Raw genomic sequence first — 22,516 nt, 5'->3', positions numbered from 1 at the left:
GGAACGGCCGCAAATCAAGGCCTGACACATGACCGCACTCGATCACATGTCCAATGCTTCAGGTTCCTCCTTGCAAAGGCTGGCATCCACACAAGAACTTGACGCACACAACCTACTGCCCTACTGCCCTGCTGCCTTATTGCCTACTCCCCTACTTTCTTCGCAAAGGCAGTACGACACCATGACGTCAGACCCGGAATTTCCGGACGATTTTCGCGCCGATCTGGCCAATCTGTTCCTGTGGCGGCGAGACGTGAGGCGATTCAAGCCGACGCCGCTCCCCGAAGGCGCGCTGGAACGGCTGCTTGACATCTCCAGCATTGCGCCCTCGGTCGGGCTGAGCCAGCCCTGGCGTTTCGTCATGGTCGAGAGTGCGCAGTGCCGCGCCGCCGTCAGGACATGCTTCGAGCGCTGCAATGCGGAGGCGCTGGCATCGTTCGGCGGCGAACGCGCCGCGCTCTATGCGCGCCTGAAGCTCGCCGGCCTGAACGAGGCGCCCTGCCAATTCGCGGTTTTCGCCGACCGCGCGACAGAACAGGGACATGGGCTCGGCCGTTTAACCATGCCCGCAACCATCGAATATTCGGCGGTGATGGCGGTCCACACCTTTTGGCTGGCGGCGCGCGCGGAAGGAATTGGCATGGGCTGGGTCTCGATCCTCGACCCGGCCGAAATGGCGACGATCCTGGACGCGTCGCCGGAGTGGACGCTGATCGGTTACTTCTGCGTCGGCTACCCGAGCGAGAACCACAGCGTGCCGGAACTGGAACGGGAGGGCTGGGAAGTCCGGCGCGCTTCGATGGTGATAAGGCGGTAGTGCAACGGGGACGCTGCCATCTCCCCCCTTGCACGCTTGGCTATGTTTCGTGCCCGGAGCGATCTTCGATGCAAACGACAAGGCTGGTATTTCAAAGCTTCAGGTCGCCTCGCTGGTACAACTGGGAAAGCCGGATTCCAAGATGCTAGACAGCCAACGGAACACCGACTCAGTTGATTTCTACGCGACCTGCTCCCGACAGACCCAACGGGCAACAAGTCTTCCCCTGGATCAGGCCGCGTCCAATATGTCCTGGTCCGCCTCAAGAATTCCCGCTGGTAGGGACAGCGATTTCGCGATCCGATCTCGATAGCCCTTGTTGTATCTCAGACCGGATTCAATGTTCAGGATTTCCTCAGCGACTAGCCCGCACGCCACCGCCAGGTCCTCGACGGAATATCCAAGGTGCTCACGATAAGCACGGATAATGTGGGCCCCCTCCGACATAGCCGTCAAGACTGGCTCGGGAATGCGCGAATCTTTCATATACACCTCGAAGAGAGCAAAGGCGCCTGACAACTCGGGAGAGTTCCTCCCGACTGGCGCTCCTAGCAAGTGAAAAAATGGACATCAATTCTACCGGGTCGGTCTCGTCCATGGGCCACCTGACTGGCGCATATGGCGGTTCAACTGGTTCTGATCAAGTCCGAAGAACCTGCCTGCCTAGGATGGCTGGCTCCGACATGGCAAGGAACCTGTCACGACGGCCGAGGATTCTCAGCAAGCATCGAGTTCCTGCTCAAGAGCTTCGGCGATGATCAGCCGGCGGGGTCGCGCAGCGACTGGTACGGTACGGCAGCGTTGATCCATGCCAGCAACACTTCTTAGATGGGAGCATGAACGAACCCCGTTCGGCGAGCTATTGCGCGATTCACCATTCGTTCACTTTATTAGCGCACGTTCATAAGCGGACATGTTGGTGTAGCTCGTACGTGCCCAAAGCCCCGGCGCATCGACCCAGCGCCGGGGCTTTTTTGGTACCAGAAAGCACCGCTGAGAGGAGCATCGTCCAGCGGTGCAGGCCTTGGCTGCTCTGTGAACGATTCCGAAGCTGCTGCTTTTTTGCGGCGTAAAGAAATCCGGGCTTTTACGGCGCCCAAAAACTCGGGTGTCTGCGGCGGGGCGCGCCATTTGTGTGGTAACGCTGGAATTGCGGATTGCACCTAAAAACTTCCTGGGCCCAGGTCGTGCGGGGGAATCGACCGGAATAGTCGTAAGCTTCGCACTACGCCGTCCGGCCAGCATATCAACCGTACGTAGCGCCCGCGGGCAGGAGCATTGGTCAGGCTGAGCATCGTTAAGCGCTACGCCGACAGGCCGAGAACCGGTTGCCATAATACAGGTCCGTTCAGACGTCCCCTCCAGCGGATGCGCTTTAGGCTAGCGTGGGAAATCTCGAGAAAACCGGCGACGGCCTCCGTGTTACCGACCGGCTTCGGCTGTCCGATGCGCGACAACGGCCACGTTGCGAGACGCAGGATCCGTTCCATGCGCGTATCGGTCACTGTCACAATCCGAGTGAGATTGTTCGCCAAGCCGAATTCGATCATGCCGGCGAAGAGCTCGTAGGTTGCTTGCGCCAGTCCGCCAGACTTAGGCGCTGATGGAGGGAGATCGAGTGCGAAACGACTGCTCTCCCAAATGCGGGCACTCGCGGGCGCCGCAGTCTCACCCAGCAGCATCGGAAAGGTGTCGCGCAACATTGTCGGTCCGGTGGTCGGTAAAAGACGGACGCAACCGCAAATTCGCCAGTCGGATCCCTTGAGAAGCAGATAGACGGGGTTGAGGCTGTCAAATGCGTCTGTTTCCATCTCGCTTTCGGTCTGAACTTCCCAATCCAGCCTTTTCTTGAAGACCCGATGCCTGAGCCCGTGCATTTCGTTGAGCTCGTTTGGAAACTCGCCGTAGAGTTCAGGTGTTATCAGCTGCATCATCTGTCGCCTCCGTGCAGGATGTGTTCCCGCTATCGAAGAGCAAAGCCGACATTGATGCAGCCTGTAGACCTTTACAGCTTTCCAACAAAAGGAGGTCAGGATCTCCACTGACGGGAAGCAGTCAGCCGTGCTATGCCCTGGTTTATGGTTCGCACGCCAAGCTTTGCCTTGGCGTTTTCCAGATGGAAGGTCACGGTGCGTTTCGAGACGCCGAGGATCTGGCTGATATCCCAGGCGGACTTACCGCGCGCCGCCCATTTCAGGGATTCGAACTCCCGCGGGGTCAGCGTTATGCCATCCACCACGCAATCTTCGGCGAGCTGGCGCCGGGCATGTATATGAAAGTTGATTGCGACCAGCTGCAATGCTTTTTCGTAGCGAGTGAGTGACCGCAAGAGAGGCGGACGGGACTGGTCGGAAGCGAAGGTCAGCGCCGCAAACCGGCCGCGATGGTCATGCATGGACATGGTCAATCCGCCGCGAATGCCAAAGTGAGCTGCTTTTTCCAGGATTTCTTGCTGCGAGGCCGGCAGACACTGGCGGGGTCGATCCACGCCCCAATCAAAAGTATCCCAGCCTTGCAGCCCGCGCAGGATCACCGGATCATGGCTGTGGTAGCGCAGTTGCAGATAGTGCGATGTCCAGGATGAAGGATAATTTGAAATCAATCGCGGCGTCTGGCCGGAGACCGACGGGTAACTGAAATAGGCGAAGAGCGGAAAGTCGAAGCCGGCTGCGGCGGACGCCATCGCCTCATGGAGGTCGACCGCATCGATGCTTGCAGAGAGTTGCTCGACGAAGTTTTCGAATACGCGATACATCAGCCCTTTGCGCGACCTCCTCGAATGTTGCTCGATGCCAGGGGAAATCTGGGTCTAAACGACCCCGCATCGATGCGACGCGGACGATTTGGTCGCCATCATCGCCGGCATTACTTTGCTGCTTCCCGGTGAAGCGAACGCCGCGCACCTGGCCACTTACCAACCGGGGATGTTGAGACGTTATCGATGAGCCGCGTGTCGCCGAGCCAAGCCGCGACAAGCAAGCGTGCTGGTCGGTCAAGCCTTGCCAGCGGCTGCAGGTCTGTTTCGCCGCGAAGTTCCAGGTACTCGACCTCGCGATAGCCTGTCGCCAGAATTGTTGCACGCGCTTCATCAAGCATGGGCAGGACAGGAGAGCCACGCGCAAGCCGCTCAGCCGTGTCGAGCAAGACCGAAGCCAGCTTTGGGGCAATGGCGCGTTCTGCTGGCGAGAGCCGGCTATTGCGCGACGATAGTGCAAGACCATCGGTTTCGCGGACTGTCGGACATGCGACCACCGTGATCGGGATGTCAAGGTCTCGGACCAAGCGCCTGACAAGCTGAAGCTGCTGGAAATCCTTTTCGCCAAAGAAGGCGAAGTCAGCGCCGGTCTGCAGGAAGAGCTTGGCCACGACCGTCGCCACGCCATCGAAATGGCCGGGCCGGAAGGCGCCGCACAGGCCCTCGCTGAGAGTGGACACCGAAACGGCCGTGGCGAAGCCCGCTGGATACATCTCGTCTGCATCCGGTACATAGAGCAGATGTGCGCCTGTCGGCACGAGCTTGGCAGCATCTTCGTTTTCCGTCCGAGGATAGGCGGCAAGGTCGGCGGCACTGTTGAACTGCTTGGGATTGACGAACAGCGTCACGACTACCCGCTCGGCCTTCTGAAGCGCGGCCCCCACGAGGCTCAGATGGCCTTCATGCAAGGCTCCCATGGTCGGCACAACGGCGACACGGGCGCCTGAGCGACGCCATCCCGCGGCAACAGCGCGGAGTTCGGCAACGGTTCGAACGATCGGCACGCTCATGTGACGTCTCCGGCCTTCGTCTCGTTGGCGTAGAGATGTTCGGCCGCCGGAAAGCGCCGTTCCCTCACGTCGGCGGCATAAGCCGCAATCGCCGCATCGGCCTGGTTGCCTAGTTCGGCGTAGCGTTTGACGAATTTCGGCCGGAAAGAGCCGAAAAGCCCGAGCATATCATCGCTGACCAAAATCTGGCCGTCGCAGGCGGGCGAGGCGCCGATGCCGATTGTGGGGACGGCGATCTCCGCAGTGATGCGCCGTGCGAGCGGCTCGGGCACTTTCTCCAGCACCACCGAGAAAGCGCCGGCTTCCGTGACCGCACCGGCGTCGCGCCTGATGCGCTCGGCATCGTCTCCCCGCCCCTGGACGCGGTAGCCGCCGAGAGTATTGACCGCCTGCGGCGTCAAGCCGACATGGGCCATGACAGGCACGCCGCGCGCGGCGAGGAAGCGGATCGTCTCGGCCATGGTCTGGCCCCCCTCGAGCTTCACCGCTGCACAACCGGTCTCCGTCATCAGGCGCGCAGCGTTGCGGAAGGCCTGCTCGGGGCTTTCTTCATAGGAACCGAATGGCAGGTCTACGACCATCAATGCTCGCACCAGACCGCGGCGCACCGCCTGGCCGTGCATGATCATCATGTCGAGGGTGACGCTCAGCGTCGACGAGAGGCCGTGCAGGACCATGCCGACGCTGTCGCCGACGAGAACGATGTCGCAGTGTCGATCGGCCAAACTGGCGATCGGCGTGGTATATGCCGTCAGGCAGACGAGTGGAGTCTGGCCTTTCCGCATCCGAACATCCAACGGTGCAATTCCCTTTCGATCACCAGCTGCGCTCAACCCATCCCTCCTTCCCTTGCGTTACCCGCCGCGGGTGTCGCGTTTGGCACATTTTTGTGCAAGTGCGAAGAGCTAAAAATGGGGATGCAGCTGTGCGGTGTTGACGTGCGTACAGCCTCGCTTACATTAAATCGATTAAGGCTCCCGGGCTCGGGTCAACCACTTTCACGAACATGGACGATCAGGCAACAGGAACCAGGAAAGACAAAGCCGGCAAGGCGGACCAAGTCAAAGTGGACCTGATCGCCGTCGTCGTGGCCGTAAATGAAAGTGACCCCTGTCTCCTAACCATCGGCCAGGCTGACACCCTGCCGTCCGGACCTTTTGCGCTTGAGCACCGGTCGCCGCAATCCGGTTTGAGGGGGTGGGTCGAGCAGCAGACCGGCCAGCCCTTGGGATACATCGAGCAGCTTTACACCTTCGCCGATCGGGACCGAATCGGCGCCGAACGCCAGCAGCGCGTCATCTCCATCAGCTATCTCGCTTTGACTAGCAAAGAACAGGCAACGGGCTCATCCAAGTGCGGCTGGCAAAGCTGGTACGACTATTTTCCATGGGAGGACCACCGCTCCGGCACCCCGCCGGTGGTGCTGGATGTTGTGCGACCACGCTTGATCGGTTGGGCAGACGGAGCGAGCGACGCGGCCACGCGACGCGAACGCCGGCAGCGGGCGGCGATCGCCTTTGGCTTCGGCGACCGTTATTGGAATGAGGAGCTCGTGCTTCAGCGATATGAGTTACTTTATGAAGCAGGCCTGGTCCAAGAGGCCGGAAGAGGACGGGAGACGCCGCTTCCCCTGGTGCCGAGCAAATCCATGGTCGCTGATCATCGCCGTATCGTGGCAACGGGCATTGCGCGGCTACGCTCCAAGATCAAATACCGGCCCGTCGTCTTTGAGCTTATGCGACCGACCTTTACGCTACTGCAGCTGCAGCGAACCGTGGAGGCGCTCGCCGGCAGGCTCATCCACAAGCCGAACTTTCGCCGCCTGATCGAGCAACAGGAACTGGTCGAGGAGACCGGCGAGACCACTGCGGAGACCGGTGGTCGGCCGGCGAAGCTCTACCGCTTCCGCCACGCCGTTCTCGACGAAAGGGCCGTCGCCGGGACAAAATTGCCGCTGGCGCGGGGTTGACATCCCTTATACTCACGGCAAGTATATGCCGGTTATCTTCAGCTAGAGTATAAGGGGGGGCATCAATGAGCGCCGTGCTGCCTACGGCCGCGTTCCTCTACGAGCGCGTCCGGCGCGTGATCCCGCCGATTGAATGGCCGTCTTTCGTGGACGATATCGAAGCCATCCTTGCGCTCAAGCGCGAGCGCAATGCCATCATCCTGGCGCACAACTATCAGACGCCCGAGATCTACCATTGCGTCGCAGACATTGTCGGCGACAGCCTGGCGCTGGCCCGCAAGGCTGTGACAGTCGAGGCGCAAGTCATCGTCCTTGCCGGCGTGCATTTCATGGCCGAGACGGCCAAGCTGCTTAATCCGAACAAGACCGTGCTTATCCCCGACCTCGGCGCTGGTTGCTCGCTGGCCGATTCGATCACGGCACAAGACGTGCGGCTGATGCGACAGAGTTATCCCGGCGTGCCCATCGTCACCTATGTCAACACCTCCGCCGCTGTGAAAGCCGAGTCCGACATCTGCTGCACCTCGGGCAACGCAAAGGCGGTGGTGGAATCGCTCGGCGCGCCGCGTGTGATCATGCTGCCCGACGAATATCTCGCCAAGAACGTCGCCGCCGAGACGAAGGTCGGGATCATCGCCTGGAAGGGTCGTTGCGAGGTGCATGAGCGCTTCACCCCGGCCGATATTCGCGAACTGCGCGCCGCACATCCGGGTGTCATCGTGCTGGCCCATCCCGAATGCCCCCCGGACGTTGTCACAGAGGCGGATTTTTCGGGTTCCACCGCGGCCATGTCGGATTATGTCGAGCGGGAAAAACCACCCCGCGTAGTGTTGATGACGGAATGTTCGATGAGCGACAATGTCGCGATCGCGCATCCCGACGTCGAGTTCGTCCGCCCCTGCAATCTCTGTCCGCACATGAAGCGCATCACGCTGGCTAACATTCGCGTCGCACTCGAGGAGAACCGGCATGAGGTTCGGATCGATCCCGGGATTGCAGGGCGCGCGCGCCGCTCGGTCGAGCGTATGCTTTCCATATGAGCCTCGACGTTCATGACATCGGCGGGGCGCCGGTCATCATCGGCGCCGGTGTGGCAGGCCTGATGACGGCGCTTCATCTGGCGCCGGAACCGGTTGTGCTTCTGTCCAATGCGGGGCTGGGAACCGGAGCCTGCAGCGAGCTCGCCCAAGGCGGTCTTGCGGCAAGCGTCGGCGGCGAGGACAGTCCCGAACTTCATCTTTGTGACACCGTCGCGGCCGGCGACGGTCTCTGCGACGTGACGACGGTGCGGCGAACGGTCCGAGCTGCACCTGAAGCGATCAGGACTCTAGAGCGCTTCGGTGTCGCATTCGACCGACGCGCTGACGGCGCGTTGCGGCTCGGGCTTGAGGCGGCGCACTCGCAGCGGCGGATCGTGCATGCGGCGGGCGATGCCACCGGTCGCGAGCTGGTCCGCGCGCTGATCGCCGCGGCACGGCGCACAACCTCCATCACTATCCTGGAAAACGTGGAGGCCCGCCGGCTTGTCGTGGAAGACGGGGCGATTATCGCCGTGGTCGCGGCCGGGTGCACGGGCGCAATCGCCTTGCCAACGCGCCGCGCGGTCCTGGCGACCGGCGGCATCGGCGGCTTGTTTAGCGATACGACAAACCCGCCTGGCTCATGTGGGCAGGGGCTCGCGCTCGCCGCCTGTGCCGGGGCGGAGTTCGCCGACCTGGAATTCGTGCAGTTCCACCCGACCGCCCTCGAGGGTCCGCGGCGGCCGATGCCGCTGGTGAGCGAAGCGGTGCGCGGCGAGGGTGCTGTGCTCATCGACGAGCAAGGAGAGCGTTTCCTCGCTGAAACCCCCGGGGGCGAGCTTGCGCCTCGCGACGTGGTTGCGCGCGCAGTTTGGCACCAGCTTGCTGTCGGACGCCGTGTGTTCCTGGATGCAAGGCAATGTCTCGGCCTCAGATTTGACAAGCGCTTTCCGGCGATCGCCGATTTGTGCCGCCAGGCCGGCATCGATCCCGCGACCGACCCGATCCCGGTGCGCCCGGCGGCACATTATCACATGGGCGGTGTTGCTGTAGACGCTGCCGGCCGCAGCTCCATCGAGGGATTGTGGGCATGTGGCGAGGTCGCATGCACCGGACTGCACGGCGCGAACCGACTCGCCAGCAACTCGCTTATCGAAGCGGCGGTCACAGCGAGCTGGGTTGCTGAAAGCGTCGCCGACGTATCACACACCCGGCGTCCGCGCGTGTGTTCCGCGTTCGTGCCTCGACGGCCAGACGCCTCCGGCATCCGCCCAATCGTCTCGGCCGCGCTCGGCATCATCCGCGATAGCGAGACGCTACGCGACGGGGTGGCGACCCTGTTGCCGATCGCAGCTCACGACAGCGCTGCCTCCGGCCCCGCCTTGGTCGCGCTGATGATCGCCATTGCGGCCCTGCGGCGCGAAGAGAGCCGCGGCTCGCACTGTCGTTCCGATTTCCCCGGACGCGATGCAGATGCGCGCCAGTCACGGCTGACACTGCGCAGCGCAATACAGACCGCCGTCGCACTCAGCTGGCGGGCGCCGATACGGAGCACCCTGACATGAATTCGTTCTCACCCCTTCCCTCAACCCTGATCGAGCCGATCGTGCGCGGTGCTCTTCTCGAAGACCTGGGCAGATGCGGTGATCTGACCAGCGACGCCGTGATCCCGCGTGATCGCACGGCCACCTTGGTGCTCAAGTCGCGACAGATGGGCATCGTTGCCGGTCTCGATCTGGCCGCCTTCGCCTTCATGCTCGTCGAGCCTGCGATCGACATGCACATCTGGCGAGCTGACGGCAGCGATGTCGCGGCGGGCGAGACTATCGCCAAGTTGTGCGGACCGGCGCGAGGCCTGCTCACGGCCGAGCGCACGGCGCTCAATTTTCTGTGCCGCCTGAGCGGCATCGCCACTGCCACAGCGACGATGGTCGAGGCCGTGCGTGGCCACAAGGCGAAGATCGTGTGCACGCGAAAGACGACGCCCGGCCTGCGCGCGCTGGAGAAATATGCGGTACGCGTCGGCGGCGGCGCCAATCACCGCTTCGGGCTCGACGACGCCGTGCTGATCAAGGACAACCACATCGCGATCGCCGGCGACATTCGCACGGCAATAGAGCGGGCGCGCGCCACCGCAGGCCACATGGTGAAGATCGAGGTCGAGGTCGAGACCCTTGAGCAGCTCGATACAGCGCTCACGCTGGGAGTCGACGCAGTGCTGCTCGACAATATGTCGGTTGAGGACCTTGCCCGCGCCGTGGCAATCGTCGGTGGCCGCGCCATCACCGAGGCTTCCGGTCGGGTGACCCCGAAAACGGCTCCGTCGATTGCTGCGACGGGGGTCGACCTCATCTCAGTCGGATGGCTGACACACAGCGCGCCTATCCTCGACATCGGCCTGGATATGCCGGCGCATCGGCGCGCGCTTGAACTGATGGAGATGGAATGAAAAGCATTCCCCCCTCCGCTGGAGCGCGCCGACGCAGGAGCTGCTCCATGCGAGCCTGCATCTTTGTGCGGCGCACCCTTCAACTGGTTCAGGCTCATCGGGCTGATCGACGATCGTAGCGAACCCGAGGAGGGTCGACAGACTCCTGCACGTGCTGTCGGACCAGCGACAAAGCTTTTGACGACGACGATTGGAACGAACTCGGAGTGCGACGTGAAGCAAGCCATGCAATCGATCGAGGGGGCACTGTCCCGATGGAACCGCAAAGAGGCCGAGGCTATCCACGGGATGCCGTTCAATGACCTGCTCTTCCTGGCTCAGACAATCCACCGCCAGAACTTCGATCGCAACCGGGTGCAGCTGTCGCGTCTGCTCAGCATCAAGACCGGCGGATGCCCGGAGGATTGCGGCTATTGCAGCCAGTCTACGCATAACAAAACCGGCCTGAAGGCATCCAAGCTGATGGAGGTGGAGCGTGTCATTGCCGAAGCGATCAAGGCGCGGGACGCCGGCGCCACCCGCTATTGCATGGGCGCCGCATGGCGCAGTCCGAAGGAACGCGACATGGAGGCCGTGGTCGCCATGATCGAGGGCGTGAAGGCGCTCGGCATGGAGACCTGCATGACGCTCGGAATGCTGGACCTCAGTCAGGCGCAGCGCCTGAAGGCGGCCGGTCTCGACTACTACAACCACAACATCGACACGTCCGAGCGCTATTACGGCGAGGTTGTTTCAACCAGGACCTTTGCCGACCGGCTGGAAACACTTGGGCACGTGCGCGAGGTCGGCATGAAGGTCTGCTGCGGCGGCATTGTCGGGATGGGAGAGGAAAAGGCCGATCGCATCCACATGCTGATAACACTCGCGAACCTGCCCGAGCCGCCGGAAAGCGTGCCGATCAACATGCTGATCCCCATCGAAGGCACGCCGCTTGCCGAGGCCGAACCCATCGATCCGATCGATTTCATCCGCACCATTGCGCTCGCCCGCATCATGATGCCGAGATCCTATGTACGGCTCTCCGCCGGCAGGACGGCGATGAGCGACGAGACCCAGGCGCTGTGCTTCTTTGCCGGCGCCAATTCCATCTTTGTCGGCGACATGCTGCTGACTGCGGACAATCCCGGCGAGGACAAGGATAATCGTCTATTTAGGCGTCTCGGCATTGAGCCGATGCCACGCGAGGCAAGATGAACGAGCCGCCGCTTGCCCGCTATGAAGCAACCTTGCAGGGTCTGGCACGCAAGGGCCGGCTGCGGACGCTGGCGCCGCGCGCCGGGCTCGACTTCTCGTCCAACGATTATCTCGGGCTTGCTGCGTCGAAGAGACTTGGCGATGCAGTCGGGGCGGCAATCGAGGGGGGCACCCCGGTCGGCGCTACCGGATCGCGGCTCCTGCGCGGCAACGCGCCGGAGCATGAGGCGTTGGAGGCAGATGCGGCGGCGTTCTTCGGGGCCGAACGGGCGCTGTTCTTCGGCAGCGGCTACATCGCCAACTTCGCCCTGCTGAGCGCCCTGCCGCAGAAGGGCGACCTGCTGATCCTCGACGAACTCGCGCATGCCAGCATGCATGAAGGGGCGCGGGCTGGACGCGCCGAGTTCAGGCCGGCCACGCATAACGACATAGATGCTTTTGAGGACGCGATCAGGCGCTGGCGCGCCGAAGGTGGCATGGGGCATATCTGGATCGGAGTCGAAGGCCTGTACAGCATGGATGGCGACTGCGCGCCGATGGAGAGCCTGGTCGCGCTTGCCGATCGGTACGAGGCATTCATAGTGGTCGACGAGGCGCATGCCACCGGCGTCTGGGGACCGGACGGCCGGGGGCTGGCCGCCGCTTTCGAGGGCCGCGACAACATTGTCGCTCTCCACACATGCGGCAAGGCGCTCGGCGCATCCGGCGCACTCGTCACTGGGCCGGGAGTGCTGTGCGACTATATTGTCAACCGCTGCCGGCCCTTTATCTACGCCACCGCGCCATCGCCGCTAATGGCGGTGGCGGCGCGCGAAGCGCTCGCAATCCTGGTCGACGAGCCGATGCGCCGCGTTCAGCTGCATGAGTACATTGCCTTCGCGGGCCGCCAACTGGCCGAGCGCTGTGGCGTGGCGCGCAGCGGCTCGCAGATCCAGCCGCTTGTCATTGGCGACGTCAGCCGCACCATGGTGATGGCGGCGGCACTGCAGGCCCGCGGCTTCGACATACGCGGCATTCGCCCGCCGACCGTGCCGGAGGGCACGTCGCGGCTGCGCATTTCGCTGACGCTGAATGTCGGCAAGCCTGACATTTCGGCCATGGTCGAGACGCTCGTCGAGGTGTTGGGCACGGCATGACCACGCGTATCGTCGTCACCGGAACAGACACCGGAATAGGGAAGACCGTGTTTTCGGCTGGGCTCGCCGGGCTGCTCGACGGCTTTTACTGGAAGCCGGTGCAATCGGGTCTCGATGAGGAGACCGATAGTGAGGCGGTTGAACGGCTCGCCGGCCTGCCGTCAGGGCGCGTGCTGCCGGAAGCTCACCGGTTGAAGAGCCCGCTGTCGCCGCATCGTTCAGCCGAAATTGACGGGGTCTTGATTGAGGCTGCCGATCTTGCATTTCCGGTCCTGCCGACACCGCTCGTCATCGAAGGCGCTGGCGGACTGATGGTGCCGATCAACCGACACACAAGATTTATTGACATCTTCGCTGAATGGCGGCTGCCGGTCGTTCTGTGCGCCCGCACCGAGCTCGGCACGATCAACCACACTCTGCTGTCGATCGAAGCCCTGCGGGCTCGCTCCATCCCGCTGATCGGCATCGCCTTCATCGGCGAAGAGGTAGCCGATACGCAAAGGACAATCACCGAATTCGGCGCGGTGCGTCAGCTCGGCAGGCTGCCACACCTCGTTCCGTTGACGCGCGAAACTCTGCGGAAGGCGATGTTTGCGGGCTTCGACCTCGCCAAGATTGCCGGAGGCGAATGATGTCGCGGTCGCCGGTCTGGCATCCATTCACCCAGCACGCGATCGAGCCGGCCATGCCGTCCGTTGTCCGCACGGAAGGGGCGTGGCTAGAGACGAATGACGGAAGGCATATCCTCGATGCAATCTCCTCCTGGTGGGTGGTCACCCACGGGCACCGCCATCCACGGATCATGGAAGCAATCCGGAATGCGACTGAGATGCTTGACCAGGTGATCTTCGCCGGTCTCACCCATCAGCCGGCAGAGCAATTGGCCTCGGCGCTGATCGAAATAATGCCGGCAGGCCTCGACTGGGTCTTCTATTCCGACAGCGGATCCACGTCCGTCGAAGTCGCGCTGAAGATGGCGCTCGGCTATTACCGCAACATCGGCGCGCCGCGTTCGCGCATCGTCGTCATGGAACACAGCTATCATGGCGACACGATCGGCACGATGAGCGTCGGAGCCCGCGGCGTGTTCAACGCCGCCTACGAACCCCTGCTGTTCGAGGTCGACACCATTCCGTTTCCGGCCGCAGGGCGCGAGCAGGAAACGCTGGATATATTCGAGGCTTTCTCCCGCGACCGCCGCGCCGCCGCGCTGATCGTCGAGCCGCTCGTGCTTGGGGCCGGCGGCATGCTGATGTATCCGGCCTGGGTTCTGGCCGAACTGAAGAAGATCGCCGAGGCATACGGCACAATGCTGATCGCCGACGAGGTGATGACCGGCTGGGGGCGCACCGGAACCATGTTCGCCTGCGACCAGGCATCGATTTCTCCTGATATCCTGTGCACCTCGAAGGGCTTGACTGGCGGCGCAATCCCGCTGGCGGCCACGCTTGCCACCGACACCATCTTCCGGGCCCACTATTGCGAGGACCGGAAGAAGACCTTTTTCCACTCGAGTTCCTATACCGCCAATCCGATTGCCTGCGCGGCAGCATTTGCCAATATCGAGATCTGGCGTGACGAGCCGGTCGCCGAGCGGATCGCGGCCCTGAGCGCGATGCAGTCCGCCGGGCTTCGACGCTTTCGCAACAATACCAACTTCACAGATTGCCGGGCTACCGGCACGATCGCAGCTCTCGATCTGCGCGCCGGCTCGGCCGGCTATCTGGCCGAGATCGGACCAAAGCTGCGCGCTTTCTTCCTCGATCGCGGCCTGCTCGTGCGCCCGCTCGGTAATGTGCTCTATCTCCTTCCGCCCTATTGCATCACCGGCGAGGAGCTAGACGGGCTCTATGACGCCATCGAGGAGGCCGGCGAACGCTTCGGTTCGCGGTCATGAACCAGTCGTCGCGCATACTCGGCTTCGGTCATCATGCGCCGGCGCGTAAGGTTGGGAACCCGGAGATCGAAAACCGCCTCGGGCTCGAACCCGGCTGGATCGAGCGACGCACGGGAATCCGTTCGCGCTTCTGGGCAACGGGCGAAGACACGCTATCGGGCCTTGCCGCGCGTGCCGGCGACATGGCGCTGGCGAATGCCGGTGTCGACCGTGGCGATATCGGCCTGCTGTTGCTCGCCACCTCGACGCCCGATCACCTTCTGCCGCCGAGCGCACCGCTGGTGGCACACCGGCTGGGACTCGACCGCGCCGGCGCAGTTGACCTCACAGGCGCCTGCGCCGGCTTCATCTATGCCCTGATGTTTGCGGACGGATTCACCCGCCTGCATGGCAAAGCGAGCCTGGTCATTGCCGCCAACATCCTCAGCCGCCGCATCAATCCAGCCGAGCGCGCAAGCGCGGTGCTGTTTGCCGATGCCGCCGGCGCCGTGGTGGTTGCCCCTTGCGAAGAGCCGGATCGAGGCATCCTCGGCGCCGCGCTGGCCTCGGATGGCTCGCGCTATGGACTGATCCAGATTCCCGCCGGAGGAAGCAACACACCATTCCACGGCGGCCTGGACCTCGAGCAGACCTGGATGACGATCGCCGACGGCCGCGAAGTGTTCGCCAAGGCCGTGGAGATGATGTCTCGCTGCTCTCAGGATGCCCTCTCTGCTGCCCGAATGGGATCGCAAGACATCGACCGGTTCGTGCCACACCAGGCCAATGCCCGGATTTTCGATGCGGTCGGTAGGGTTCTCGGAATAGCCGATGAAGCAATCGCCAAGACGATTGCCGAGTACGGCAACTCTTCCGCCGCGACCATCCCGCTCTCGCTCTCGCTTTCGCATCGGGCGCAGCCGTTTCGGCCCGGCGAAAAGATTCTTCTTGCGGCGGCGGGTGCCGGTCTCAGCGGAGGCGCCCTCGTCGTTGGAATTTAGCCGCACGCCGGTCATGCACAGGAGTGGTCACGGATGACACGAGCAAACGGGCCCCGAAAAAGTGATCGCCGGCAAGCTGCATGGGTGCTGGTTCGGTGACGCGAGAGCGAAAACCCTGCAGACGATTTTCTCGAGCAGGACGATCGGCAAGGCTACTTTGCCGGCGAGGAGTGGTTGGCGCCAGTCTAGGAGAGCGGAGGTATCCAACTCCTCATTGCGATGAAGTCATCCTAATCGATATGTCCGCCCTTCTGATCCATTGGTCAACATCGTAACGGCAGTAGTGGCAGCCGTGAATTGAATAACCGGCCCCTCGAAGGCATCAACCGTCATGCAGTCCGAAAAAAATGCTCATCTGCCTGTCTCAACAACGCTGGCTCCATTTCGGAACCCGGTGTTTCGCTCGATCTGGACGGCCACACAAATATCCAGCCTCGGGTGGCTCGTGCAAACGGTGGCCATCAGTTGGCTGATGGCCACGATTTCCGCTTCGGATCTGATGGTTGCACTCGTGCAGGCCGCATCCACGTTGCCGGTATTCTTCCTCTCAATTCTTGCCGGAGCCATCGCCGACAACTTCAGCCGCCGATGGGTGATGTTTGTGGGGCACTGCCTGATAGCATTGGCATCAACTACGCTGATGATTTCGGTGGGCCTGGGATTTGTCGATCCCTGGCTCCTACTTGGATTGGGCTTTCTGGCTGGCTGCGGCTTCGCTCTGAATGATCCGGCCTGGCATGCCTCGGTCGGCGATATCCTGGACAAGCGCGACATTCCGGCCGCAGTGACGCTGATGTCTGTCGGATACAACATCATACGCAGCATAGGACCCGCTTTGGGTGGGACGATGCTGGCCTTCTTTGGGCCGCTCGCCGCTTTCGCCCTGGCCGCGCTGAGCGATCTGGTCCCTCTCGGCGCGATATGGCGCACCAAATGGAAGGTTCGCACTTCGCCTCTCCCTCGTGAGCGAATGACGATGGCAATTCATGACGGAGTGCGCTTCACGGTATTGTCCCTGGAGATCAGGGCAGCGATTGCCCGTGCGACCTTTTTTGGGCTAGCAAGCATCTCCATCCTTGCGCTACTCCCACTAGTCGTCCGGGATCAGCTGAAAAGCGGCCCAATCGTCTACGGCATCTTGCTGGCCGGCTTCGGCATGGGTGCTTTCGTCGCGGGCATGAGCAATAGCTTTCTAAGGCGGATCACGTCTCAAAACAGGCTGGTATCGTTCGCCTCTGTTGCTTGTGCAGCATGTTGCCTTTCCCTTGCACTCACATCATCGGTCGCCGTGGCGGCCATTTCGCTGGCACTTGGTGGCGCGGGTTGGCTTATCACCTGGACGGGCATCGACGTGTCGGTGCAGCTGGCAAGCCCAAGGTGGGTCGTCGGCCGCACACTGTCGATATATTACGCCCTGAGCGCAGGGGGTATGGCGGCCGGCAGCTGGATCTGGGGTACTGTCGCACAGGACTACTCCTTAGCCTGGGCTCTGGAGGGCGCCGCAGGGGCTCTGTTGCTGGTTGCAGCTGCGGGAGTACTGTTGCCGGTCCGTCCATGGGAAGAAACGGATCAGGAAAGTTCGGATTTTCACCCGCCGGAGCTGGCACTCGAGTTGAAGCCCAGGAGTGGCCCCATAGTCGTCAAGGTCGAGTATCTTATAGCCGAAGAGAATATCGAGACCTTTCTGGGCTACATGCGCGCAAGGCGCCATGTTCAGAGCCGTGCCGGTGCGCGAAACTGGACACTCCAGCGAAATCTTCAAACGCCTTCGATTTGGACAGAGACATTCCGCACGCCAACCTGGATGGACTTTCTTCGCCTGAATCATCGGCTCACGGCAGCGGACAAGGAAGTCGGCCAGCTTCTCCTGGCGCTGCATGATGGAGAGCGTCCTCCGCACACAGTGCTTTCGATCGAACGAACGACTGAGGCAGCTCGTACCCGTGCCTCAACAATCTTTTCTCGTCCTCCCAGGTGACGTGATCACGAAAGCGATCGCATTCTGCCGCGCCGGTCGATTTCAAGCAGCGCGAAGGCCGCATCGCCAGTACGCGGAGCCTATGCGTCCGGCGCTCTCTCGCGAATACCCATGCCGCCGCGGGGCTCGAGGCCGGGGGCAGGAACGGTCCGTTCTGGGCCATCTTCGATGCGGCGCGCGACGGCAAGAAGGAGGGCATGGGCTTCGAGCGCTGGTGGTCGCGCCTGCGCACAAGCCGATCAGCATCACGTTCGACGTGCGCTTCAGCAGCGCTGTGCGGCTCAGAGACTGGCAGAAGAGTATCTGACTCGCTACCGGCTGGCGTTGGGCCAGCCGGAACCAGGCCTGTTCGAAGACGGCGCTGGCGCTCGACCTTTCGGCGCCGGACATGGAGTGAGGGTGGGCGAAACGGAGAACCAGTCGCCTTGACGCCCTTGCAGGACGCCATCTTAACCGCGAACGGCAAGCTTTCAGGGATCATTGCTGCGCCGTTGGGCGGCTTGCCGTTCCCGATGTTCGAACGCGTCGGTGAAGCTATCGAGTTCTTGGGGGGTCATCCCAAGCGCCCGCCCCTCCTCCCGCCATGACGCGACCGCCTTTTCGACTTCTGCGAGTATCGTCTTCGCTCGATCACTCCTGATCCGGAAATAAGCGATTACCGACATCAGTGCGTCGACAGTCGCTTCGGGCCCAGTTTCCTCGGATATCCAGGTTTTCAGCTCTCGCACGCGCTCAGGGAACGGGTTGATGTCGAATGCAGGCGCCAGGCGCCATTGCCCGCGATGCACATGGAGAAAGCCGTGATTGTGGAGGTGGTCATCGACATTGGTGATAAGGATCGAGAACGCGATGCGCCGCCAAAGCTCTTCGATGTTGGCCGCTGGCTGGCTGCCGTGCTGACGAAGCACATCCACAAGTTCAGTATAGCTATGCTCGCCAACGTCCCCTGACTCTGCGCCGATCATCGTGGCGGCCGAGATATACATGAGTCGATTGCCGTTCGGAGTCCTATCGAAACGCCGTATGAGCGCGACAGGGGCGCCGTCGCTGTCGAGCAGACGTGTCTCAGCAGCATCCACGCCGGCTTTTCTGGCCAACTTCATAGCGAGCACTTCGCCTTTTGTGACAGATCGATCGTCGGCAACGCTCGGAAACTTACCGATAGCGAGGCGTCCGTCATCGTCGACGACAGAGCATTTCGGACGAAGGCCCCCAAGGGACGTGCCACGTCCACGCAAATAGGCGAGATCCGTTGCCGTCTCGGTGTTTGTCTCGACGGCGTGCGTGGCCGCGAGGAGTCGACCGATTTCAATGAGCGGCGGCGTGGTGCGTCGACCCTCCTCGGTCGTTCTTTGGTAACGCCCTTCTTCGTCCTTCAACCGGAGCGCACCAATGCGGCTCATGTCGTCCACTGCCAAGAGGTAATCCATCGCGTTCAGAGGCCGCGTTTCGGCGACATTTCCCGCCCGGCGCGCCTCTTGGCGACGCTTGGCGTGGTCGCGCTGGATGACACGCCGGCCCCATCCGTCCGGCTCCGTGTCGGCGATCGCGTTGTGGAACACGGATCCGTCGCCGGTCCTTCGATGGAATTGAGGGCCAGTAACGAGTGGCAGACCGGGTTCGATCGAGAAGCCTTCCGCTGCTCTCAGCCAACCTGCATCATATTCAAAGGCAGCGCTCTCGCGCGCACCCTGCTGATCATAGCGCAACGTACCCAGTAGCATCGCTTCTTCGCCAATGTGAACAGCAATAGAACGTCTCATATTGCACCCGGTGGCTTCCGCACCCTTACCCTCTTGGGCAAACGTTCAGCGTCGAGGAGCAGGCCTTGCTCATCGCGATGCGCGTCGATGATCTGCGCCAAAGCCTCATCAAAGCCCAAAACGAAAAAGGTCATGGCGTAGGCCCCCATAGCGACGGTCGGGTCTCCTTTTTCGATCTTCAGATAGGTGCTCTTTGCGACACCCAGTCGTTCCGCCATCATCATCACGGTCAGGCTGCGCTTCTTACGGGCGAGCGCAATGTCGGCGCCGAGCTTGCCAAGCGCCCTCTTGACTCTGGGAGGCAATGTATCTGTCACTGTTGAGCGCATGTTTGTCTCATATAAACGACCTTAACTCTTTCTAGGGCGTTTATATAAGACCTAAACCGTGATCTGTCGAGAGTTGGCCTGTTTGACCGAACAAGGCGGTGGCCCTGCAACCAACCACACTACTCTCTCGTGAGCATGCATCCATCCGATCCGCAATGGGCGCTAGGTGAGTCGCACGGGGGTGTGAACGATTGCGCCGCTGCAAAACGAAACGGGCAATCCTTGGCACGATCCAGATGTGTGCTGCAGCGGGGCTCCCGCCTGACGTACCGAGCGGCGCCGCCGCATGCTGTCTCGACCCGAGCTTCACAGCAAACAGGTGCTGTCGGTATCGAACGAAAGTGTCACATATCGAACATACGAACCGTGTCCCAAAACGTCTGCTCGGTGCTCAGCCTGACCCCCAAAAAGCAAAAAGAAGGGAGCGCGACGAAGTTGCGCCGGCCAATTTACGTGTCAGCGCGGAGCTACCTCTTCAGGATGGCACGTCGCTTGCTGCTCCGCATCTAACGCCGACGGCCAACTCACAAATAACGGAGATGAATATTGGTTCAGAAATGCTGAATCCACGATGTACTGAAAGAATTTGAGGAACGGTGTGGGAAGCGCGGCAAGGCAATAGGCGATTTTTCCTTTTCTTGGATCCGGACGGAGGTCGAATCTCACCTCCTTCGGGCAGTTGATAGCCAACCACAGTTGTTTATTCCATAAGTCGAACTGCGATAAAGCAAAGTACAGTATAACTTGGCTTACTCACACCGGAACTCCCTCTAGTCAACTTAGTATCGCGCATTCCTCAGGTACGAAAGAGGACCGAGATGCACATGTTTTTGGTCCTGGGATAGGCCGCCGGTTCGCCCTTTGACGCGTCCGCCTTTTATTCTTTGAACTGGAGATCCAGAATGAACGTAAGCAGCCTTCTTCTCGGCTCAGTTGCGGCCCTGATCTCCGTTTCCGTCGCTCGCGCGACGGACGAAGTCTCCGCGCCGGATCCGACCGAATACGTCAAGATCTGCGACGTCTACGGTTCGGGCTACTTCCATATCCCCGACACCGAGACCTGCGTGCGCATCGGCGGCTACATCCGTTACGACGTCGGCCTCAGCGATGTCCGATCGTATGACGGGATAAGAACCTCCGATGTGAGAACTGGCGAGGCTCAGGGCACCTGGCGAAACAACACGCGTTTCACGTTCAAAACTTGGACGCGCCAGGAGACCGAACTAGGCGCACTGAAGACCTATACTGAGACTCGCGTGAACTTCGGCAACCACAACGCTTATCCGGGTCCGGAAAGCCCTCACAACTATAGCTTCAACAGCGGCGTCAAGTTGACTTCCGCCTGGATCCAGCTTGGTGGCCTCCGAGTTGGCAAGGACGAGTCGGCCTTCGACACGTTTACAGGCTACGCCGGAAACGTGCTCAATAACGTACTCGTTCCGTACGGCGACTTCGATACCAACGCGGCTCAGTATTACTTCGATGCCGATAATGGCTTTTCGGCTCTGGTTTCACTTGAACAAGGGTCGGGTGTAGTCGGTACTATCGACAGCCATGTTCCGCACGTCGTCTTCGGCGTGAAACAGACGCAGGGCTGGGGCGCGATCACCGGCGTAATCGCTCGTGACAGCGACTACGAAGCTTTGGCCGGCAAGCTCCGAGTCGATGTCAATGTCACAGATGACCTGTCGCTATTCGGAATGTTCGGCTACGGCTCCATTGGCAATCTCAACGATGACCCAACCAACGCGGTCGCCGCTCACGGTCGCGGCTTCTACAAAATTTGGAGCGGCAACTGGGCTTTCTGGGCGGGCGCCACTTACACGTTAAACGAGAAAACTTCGTTCAACCTTCAGGTCTCGGGTGATCAGCTCAGGGACTCCGGACTGGCTGCAAACGTCGCCTATATGGTCATTCCAGGTTTCACAGTCACAGCCGAAGTCGATTATGCCCATTACGCCAAGTTCGCTGCCGTCGACCGTTCCGGAATGAACCCGGCTCACGTCGGCAAAAGGAACAGCCTCGGCGGCGTGCTGCGATTCCAAAGCTCGTTCTAACGGAGCGAATCTGAATGTCGGAGGCCCGACTGGAGGCCTCGGTGTCTGGCTTTACGATGTTCAAGATGTGGTCCCGGACGATCATGCCCGGACATTGATTGCTGGACTTCATAGCCTGATCAGCGAGGCTTCCATAGGGCGCTTAGCAATGCCACTGAATAACTCGTCCAGGACATGTCTCTCGGCCCCATCTTGACCCTGTTGTGCTACCCTCATTGCGATGAGCGCTCGAGATCGAGAGCTTCGGAGGCACGGCAAGAACGGCTGAGAAATGCCTGGACGCTTCGTCCAGGCACTCGTCAAGTTTCCTCAGTGGTTCAGAATCATCTTCGGCGACCGTCATTGCAAAATCAGTTCGGTTCAGTAAGATTCTTGTTCTGTTTGGGTCATCTTGAAGGACTAGTGTCTGAGTCGCAGCGGACTGCCATTCGATCTCTGCGCTGCTCGACCTCAGGATGCCCGATGTGCATGGCTTCGACGGGCTGCTGCAGCTTCGGACCCGCTATCCGCGCCTGCCGGTGGTCATCGCTTCGGGACATGAGGAGCCCAAGATCATTTCCGAAGCGCTGTCCTACGGCGCAGCCGGCTTCGTCCCGAAATCGGCGCGCAAGAGCGATCTGGCCGCCGCCATTCGCTCGGCGATGGAAGGTGCGATCCACGTGCCCGAAACCTATGAAGGCAAGCCGCCGGACGCCGACAGCACCGATCGCGCCGAGATGGTGCAGCGCCTTGCCAAACTGACGCCGCAGCAGGTCGTGGCTTGAGCCGGAACGCCTGTCCTTCCTGCTCGGCGAAGCGTTTTATGCGCGTCGCATCGGTGCGCTCGAAGCCTTCATCATGACGTTCGACCAGGACGCCCGCTACGACAGTCCGAACTTCCTGTGGTTTCGCGAGCGCTATCCGCGCTTTGTCTATGTCGACCGTATCGTCGTCGCGGGAGAAGCGCGTGGCCGCGGCCATGCCCGCAGGCTCTATGAAGATCTATTCGAACATGTTTCGCGTGCCGGCCAGACCATCGTCACTTGCGAGGTGAATGCCGAACCGCCCAATCCGGCTTCGGATGCCTTTCACGCCGCGCTCGGCTTCGTCGAGGTCGTCGACGCGGTGATCCACGGCGGCAAGAAGGCAGTCCGCTACTACACCAGGCGGATCACCGGCTGAGG

Annotated in this window: 19 protein-coding genes and 2 pseudogenes; 14 read left to right on the top strand and 7 right to left on the bottom strand. The window is 61.4% G+C overall.

Going from position 1 to position 22,516, the window contains the following annotated elements; genetic code table 11:
- Window positions 1-181 precede the first annotated feature (181 nt).
- Window positions 182-817, top strand: a complete 636-nt coding sequence (gene bluB, locus AC0L3L_RS25555; protein WP_473639654.1) for a 5,6-dimethylbenzimidazole synthase — start codon at window positions 182-184, stop codon at window positions 815-817.
- A gap of 231 nt (window positions 818-1,048) precedes the next feature.
- Here bluB and AC0L3L_RS25550 read toward each other — a convergent pair whose 3' ends face one another.
- From AC0L3L_RS25550 to panB, 5 genes are all read right to left on the bottom strand, one after another.
- Window positions 1,049-1,303 carry a helix-turn-helix domain-containing protein gene (locus tag AC0L3L_RS25550; RefSeq protein ID WP_473639652.1) on the bottom strand — a complete coding sequence of 85 codons (255 nt, stop codon included), beginning with the start codon at window positions 1,301-1,303 and terminating at the stop codon, window positions 1,049-1,051.
- An 818-nt stretch (window positions 1,304-2,121) separates the two neighbouring features.
- Window positions 2,122-2,751 carry an acyl-homoserine-lactone synthase gene (locus AC0L3L_RS25545; RefSeq protein ID WP_473489927.1) on the bottom strand — a complete coding sequence of 210 codons (630 nt, stop codon included), beginning with the start codon at window positions 2,749-2,751 and terminating at the stop codon, window positions 2,122-2,124.
- Between the two features lie 95 nt (window positions 2,752-2,846).
- A complete protein-coding gene (locus tag AC0L3L_RS25540; protein WP_473628764.1) occupies window positions 2,847-3,572 on the bottom strand; it encodes a LuxR family transcriptional regulator in 726 nt (241 codons plus the stop codon).
- 110 nt (window positions 3,573-3,682) lie between these two features.
- A complete protein-coding gene (panC, locus tag AC0L3L_RS25535) occupies window positions 3,683-4,582 on the bottom strand; it encodes a pantoate--beta-alanine ligase (RefSeq protein ID WP_473489926.1) in 900 nt (299 codons plus the stop codon).
- Complete coding sequence (gene panB / locus AC0L3L_RS25530) at window positions 4,579-5,415, bottom strand: 3-methyl-2-oxobutanoate hydroxymethyltransferase (protein WP_473489925.1); 837 nt, start codon at window positions 5,413-5,415, stop codon at window positions 4,579-4,581. Before panB ends, panC begins: the two co-directional genes overlap by 4 nt.
- Window positions 5,416-5,588: 173 nt before the next feature.
- Between panB and AC0L3L_RS25525 the strand changes: the two genes are divergently transcribed.
- The 10 genes from AC0L3L_RS25525 to AC0L3L_RS25480 all read left to right on the top strand — a co-directional run bounded on the left by AC0L3L_RS25525 (window position 5,589) and on the right by AC0L3L_RS25480 (window position 17,204).
- Window positions 5,589-6,551, top strand: a complete 963-nt coding sequence (locus AC0L3L_RS25525) for an NUDIX hydrolase (protein ID WP_473489924.1) — start codon at window positions 5,589-5,591, stop codon at window positions 6,549-6,551.
- A 65-nt stretch (window positions 6,552-6,616) separates the two neighbouring features.
- Window positions 6,617-7,591, top strand: coding sequence for a quinolinate synthase NadA (gene nadA / locus AC0L3L_RS25520; protein WP_473639650.1), 975 nt, complete (start codon window positions 6,617-6,619; stop codon window positions 7,589-7,591).
- On the top strand, window positions 7,588-9,135 hold the full coding sequence (locus AC0L3L_RS25515) for an L-aspartate oxidase (protein ID WP_473639648.1): 1,548 nt from the start codon (window positions 7,588-7,590) through the stop codon (window positions 9,133-9,135). The genes nadA and AC0L3L_RS25515 overlap by 4 nt, the downstream gene beginning before the upstream one ends.
- Window positions 9,132-10,019, top strand: coding sequence for a carboxylating nicotinate-nucleotide diphosphorylase (gene nadC / locus AC0L3L_RS25510; RefSeq protein ID WP_473628756.1), 888 nt, complete (start codon window positions 9,132-9,134; stop codon window positions 10,017-10,019). The genes AC0L3L_RS25515 and nadC overlap by 4 nt, the downstream gene beginning before the upstream one ends.
- Before the next feature lie 225 nt (window positions 10,020-10,244).
- The gene (bioB, locus tag AC0L3L_RS25505; protein WP_473639667.1) at window positions 10,245-11,213 is read left to right on the top strand and encodes a biotin synthase BioB; all 969 of its coding nucleotides are present in this window, start codon (window positions 10,245-10,247) and stop codon (window positions 11,211-11,213) included.
- A complete protein-coding gene (locus AC0L3L_RS25500; protein ID WP_473639646.1) occupies window positions 11,210-12,349 on the top strand; it encodes an 8-amino-7-oxononanoate synthase in 1,140 nt (379 codons plus the stop codon). The genes bioB and AC0L3L_RS25500 overlap by 4 nt, the downstream gene beginning before the upstream one ends.
- Entirely contained in the window at window positions 12,346-12,981 is a 636-nt protein-coding gene (gene bioD, locus AC0L3L_RS25495; RefSeq protein ID WP_065010600.1) for a dethiobiotin synthase, read from the top strand. Before AC0L3L_RS25500 ends, bioD begins: the two co-directional genes overlap by 4 nt.
- A complete protein-coding gene (locus AC0L3L_RS25490; RefSeq protein WP_065010599.1) occupies window positions 12,981-14,246 on the top strand; it encodes an adenosylmethionine--8-amino-7-oxononanoate transaminase in 1,266 nt (421 codons plus the stop codon). The genes bioD and AC0L3L_RS25490 overlap by 1 nt, the downstream gene beginning before the upstream one ends.
- A complete protein-coding gene (locus AC0L3L_RS25485; RefSeq protein WP_473639644.1) occupies window positions 14,243-15,226 on the top strand; it encodes a beta-ketoacyl-ACP synthase III in 984 nt (327 codons plus the stop codon). The genes AC0L3L_RS25490 and AC0L3L_RS25485 overlap by 4 nt, the downstream gene beginning before the upstream one ends.
- A 331-nt stretch (window positions 15,227-15,557) precedes the next feature.
- Window positions 15,558-17,204, top strand: coding sequence for an MFS transporter (locus AC0L3L_RS25480; RefSeq protein WP_473639642.1), 1,647 nt, complete (start codon window positions 15,558-15,560; stop codon window positions 17,202-17,204).
- Between the two features lie 470 nt (window positions 17,205-17,674).
- On the opposite strand, the gene AC0L3L_RS25475 is transcribed toward AC0L3L_RS25480, so the two are convergent.
- Both AC0L3L_RS25475 and AC0L3L_RS25470 read right to left on the bottom strand, forming a co-directional pair.
- Window positions 17,675-18,928: a type II toxin-antitoxin system HipA family toxin gene (locus AC0L3L_RS25475; protein ID WP_473639640.1), complete on the bottom strand. Its 1,254-nt coding sequence runs from the start codon at window positions 18,926-18,928 to the stop codon at window positions 17,675-17,677.
- Between the two features lie 35 nt (window positions 18,929-18,963).
- Window positions 18,964-19,296, bottom strand: coding sequence for a helix-turn-helix domain-containing protein (locus tag AC0L3L_RS25470; protein WP_065010596.1), 333 nt, complete (start codon window positions 19,294-19,296; stop codon window positions 18,964-18,966).
- A gap of 902 nt (window positions 19,297-20,198) precedes the next feature.
- Between AC0L3L_RS25470 and AC0L3L_RS25465 the strand changes: the two genes are divergently transcribed.
- The 3 genes and pseudogenes from AC0L3L_RS25465 to AC0L3L_RS25455 all read left to right on the top strand — a co-directional run.
- A complete protein-coding gene (locus AC0L3L_RS25465; RefSeq protein ID WP_473630560.1) occupies window positions 20,199-21,353 on the top strand; it encodes a porin in 1,155 nt (384 codons plus the stop codon).
- A gap of 437 nt (window positions 21,354-21,790) precedes the next feature.
- Window positions 21,791-22,108 (top strand): annotated as a pseudogene (locus AC0L3L_RS25460) (response regulator); the annotation flags it as partial.
- Window positions 22,107-22,514: pseudogene (locus AC0L3L_RS25455) on the top strand (GNAT family N-acetyltransferase); the annotation flags it as partial. The pseudogenes AC0L3L_RS25460 and AC0L3L_RS25455, both read left to right, overlap by 2 nt.
- Window positions 22,515-22,516 lie beyond the last annotated feature (2 nt).

The sequence above is a fragment of the Mesorhizobium sp. WSM4849 genome, from assembly GCF_055811385.1.
The sequence above is the reverse complement of the archived record's forward strand: the minus strand, read 5'-3'. Positions and strand labels throughout refer to the sequence as shown.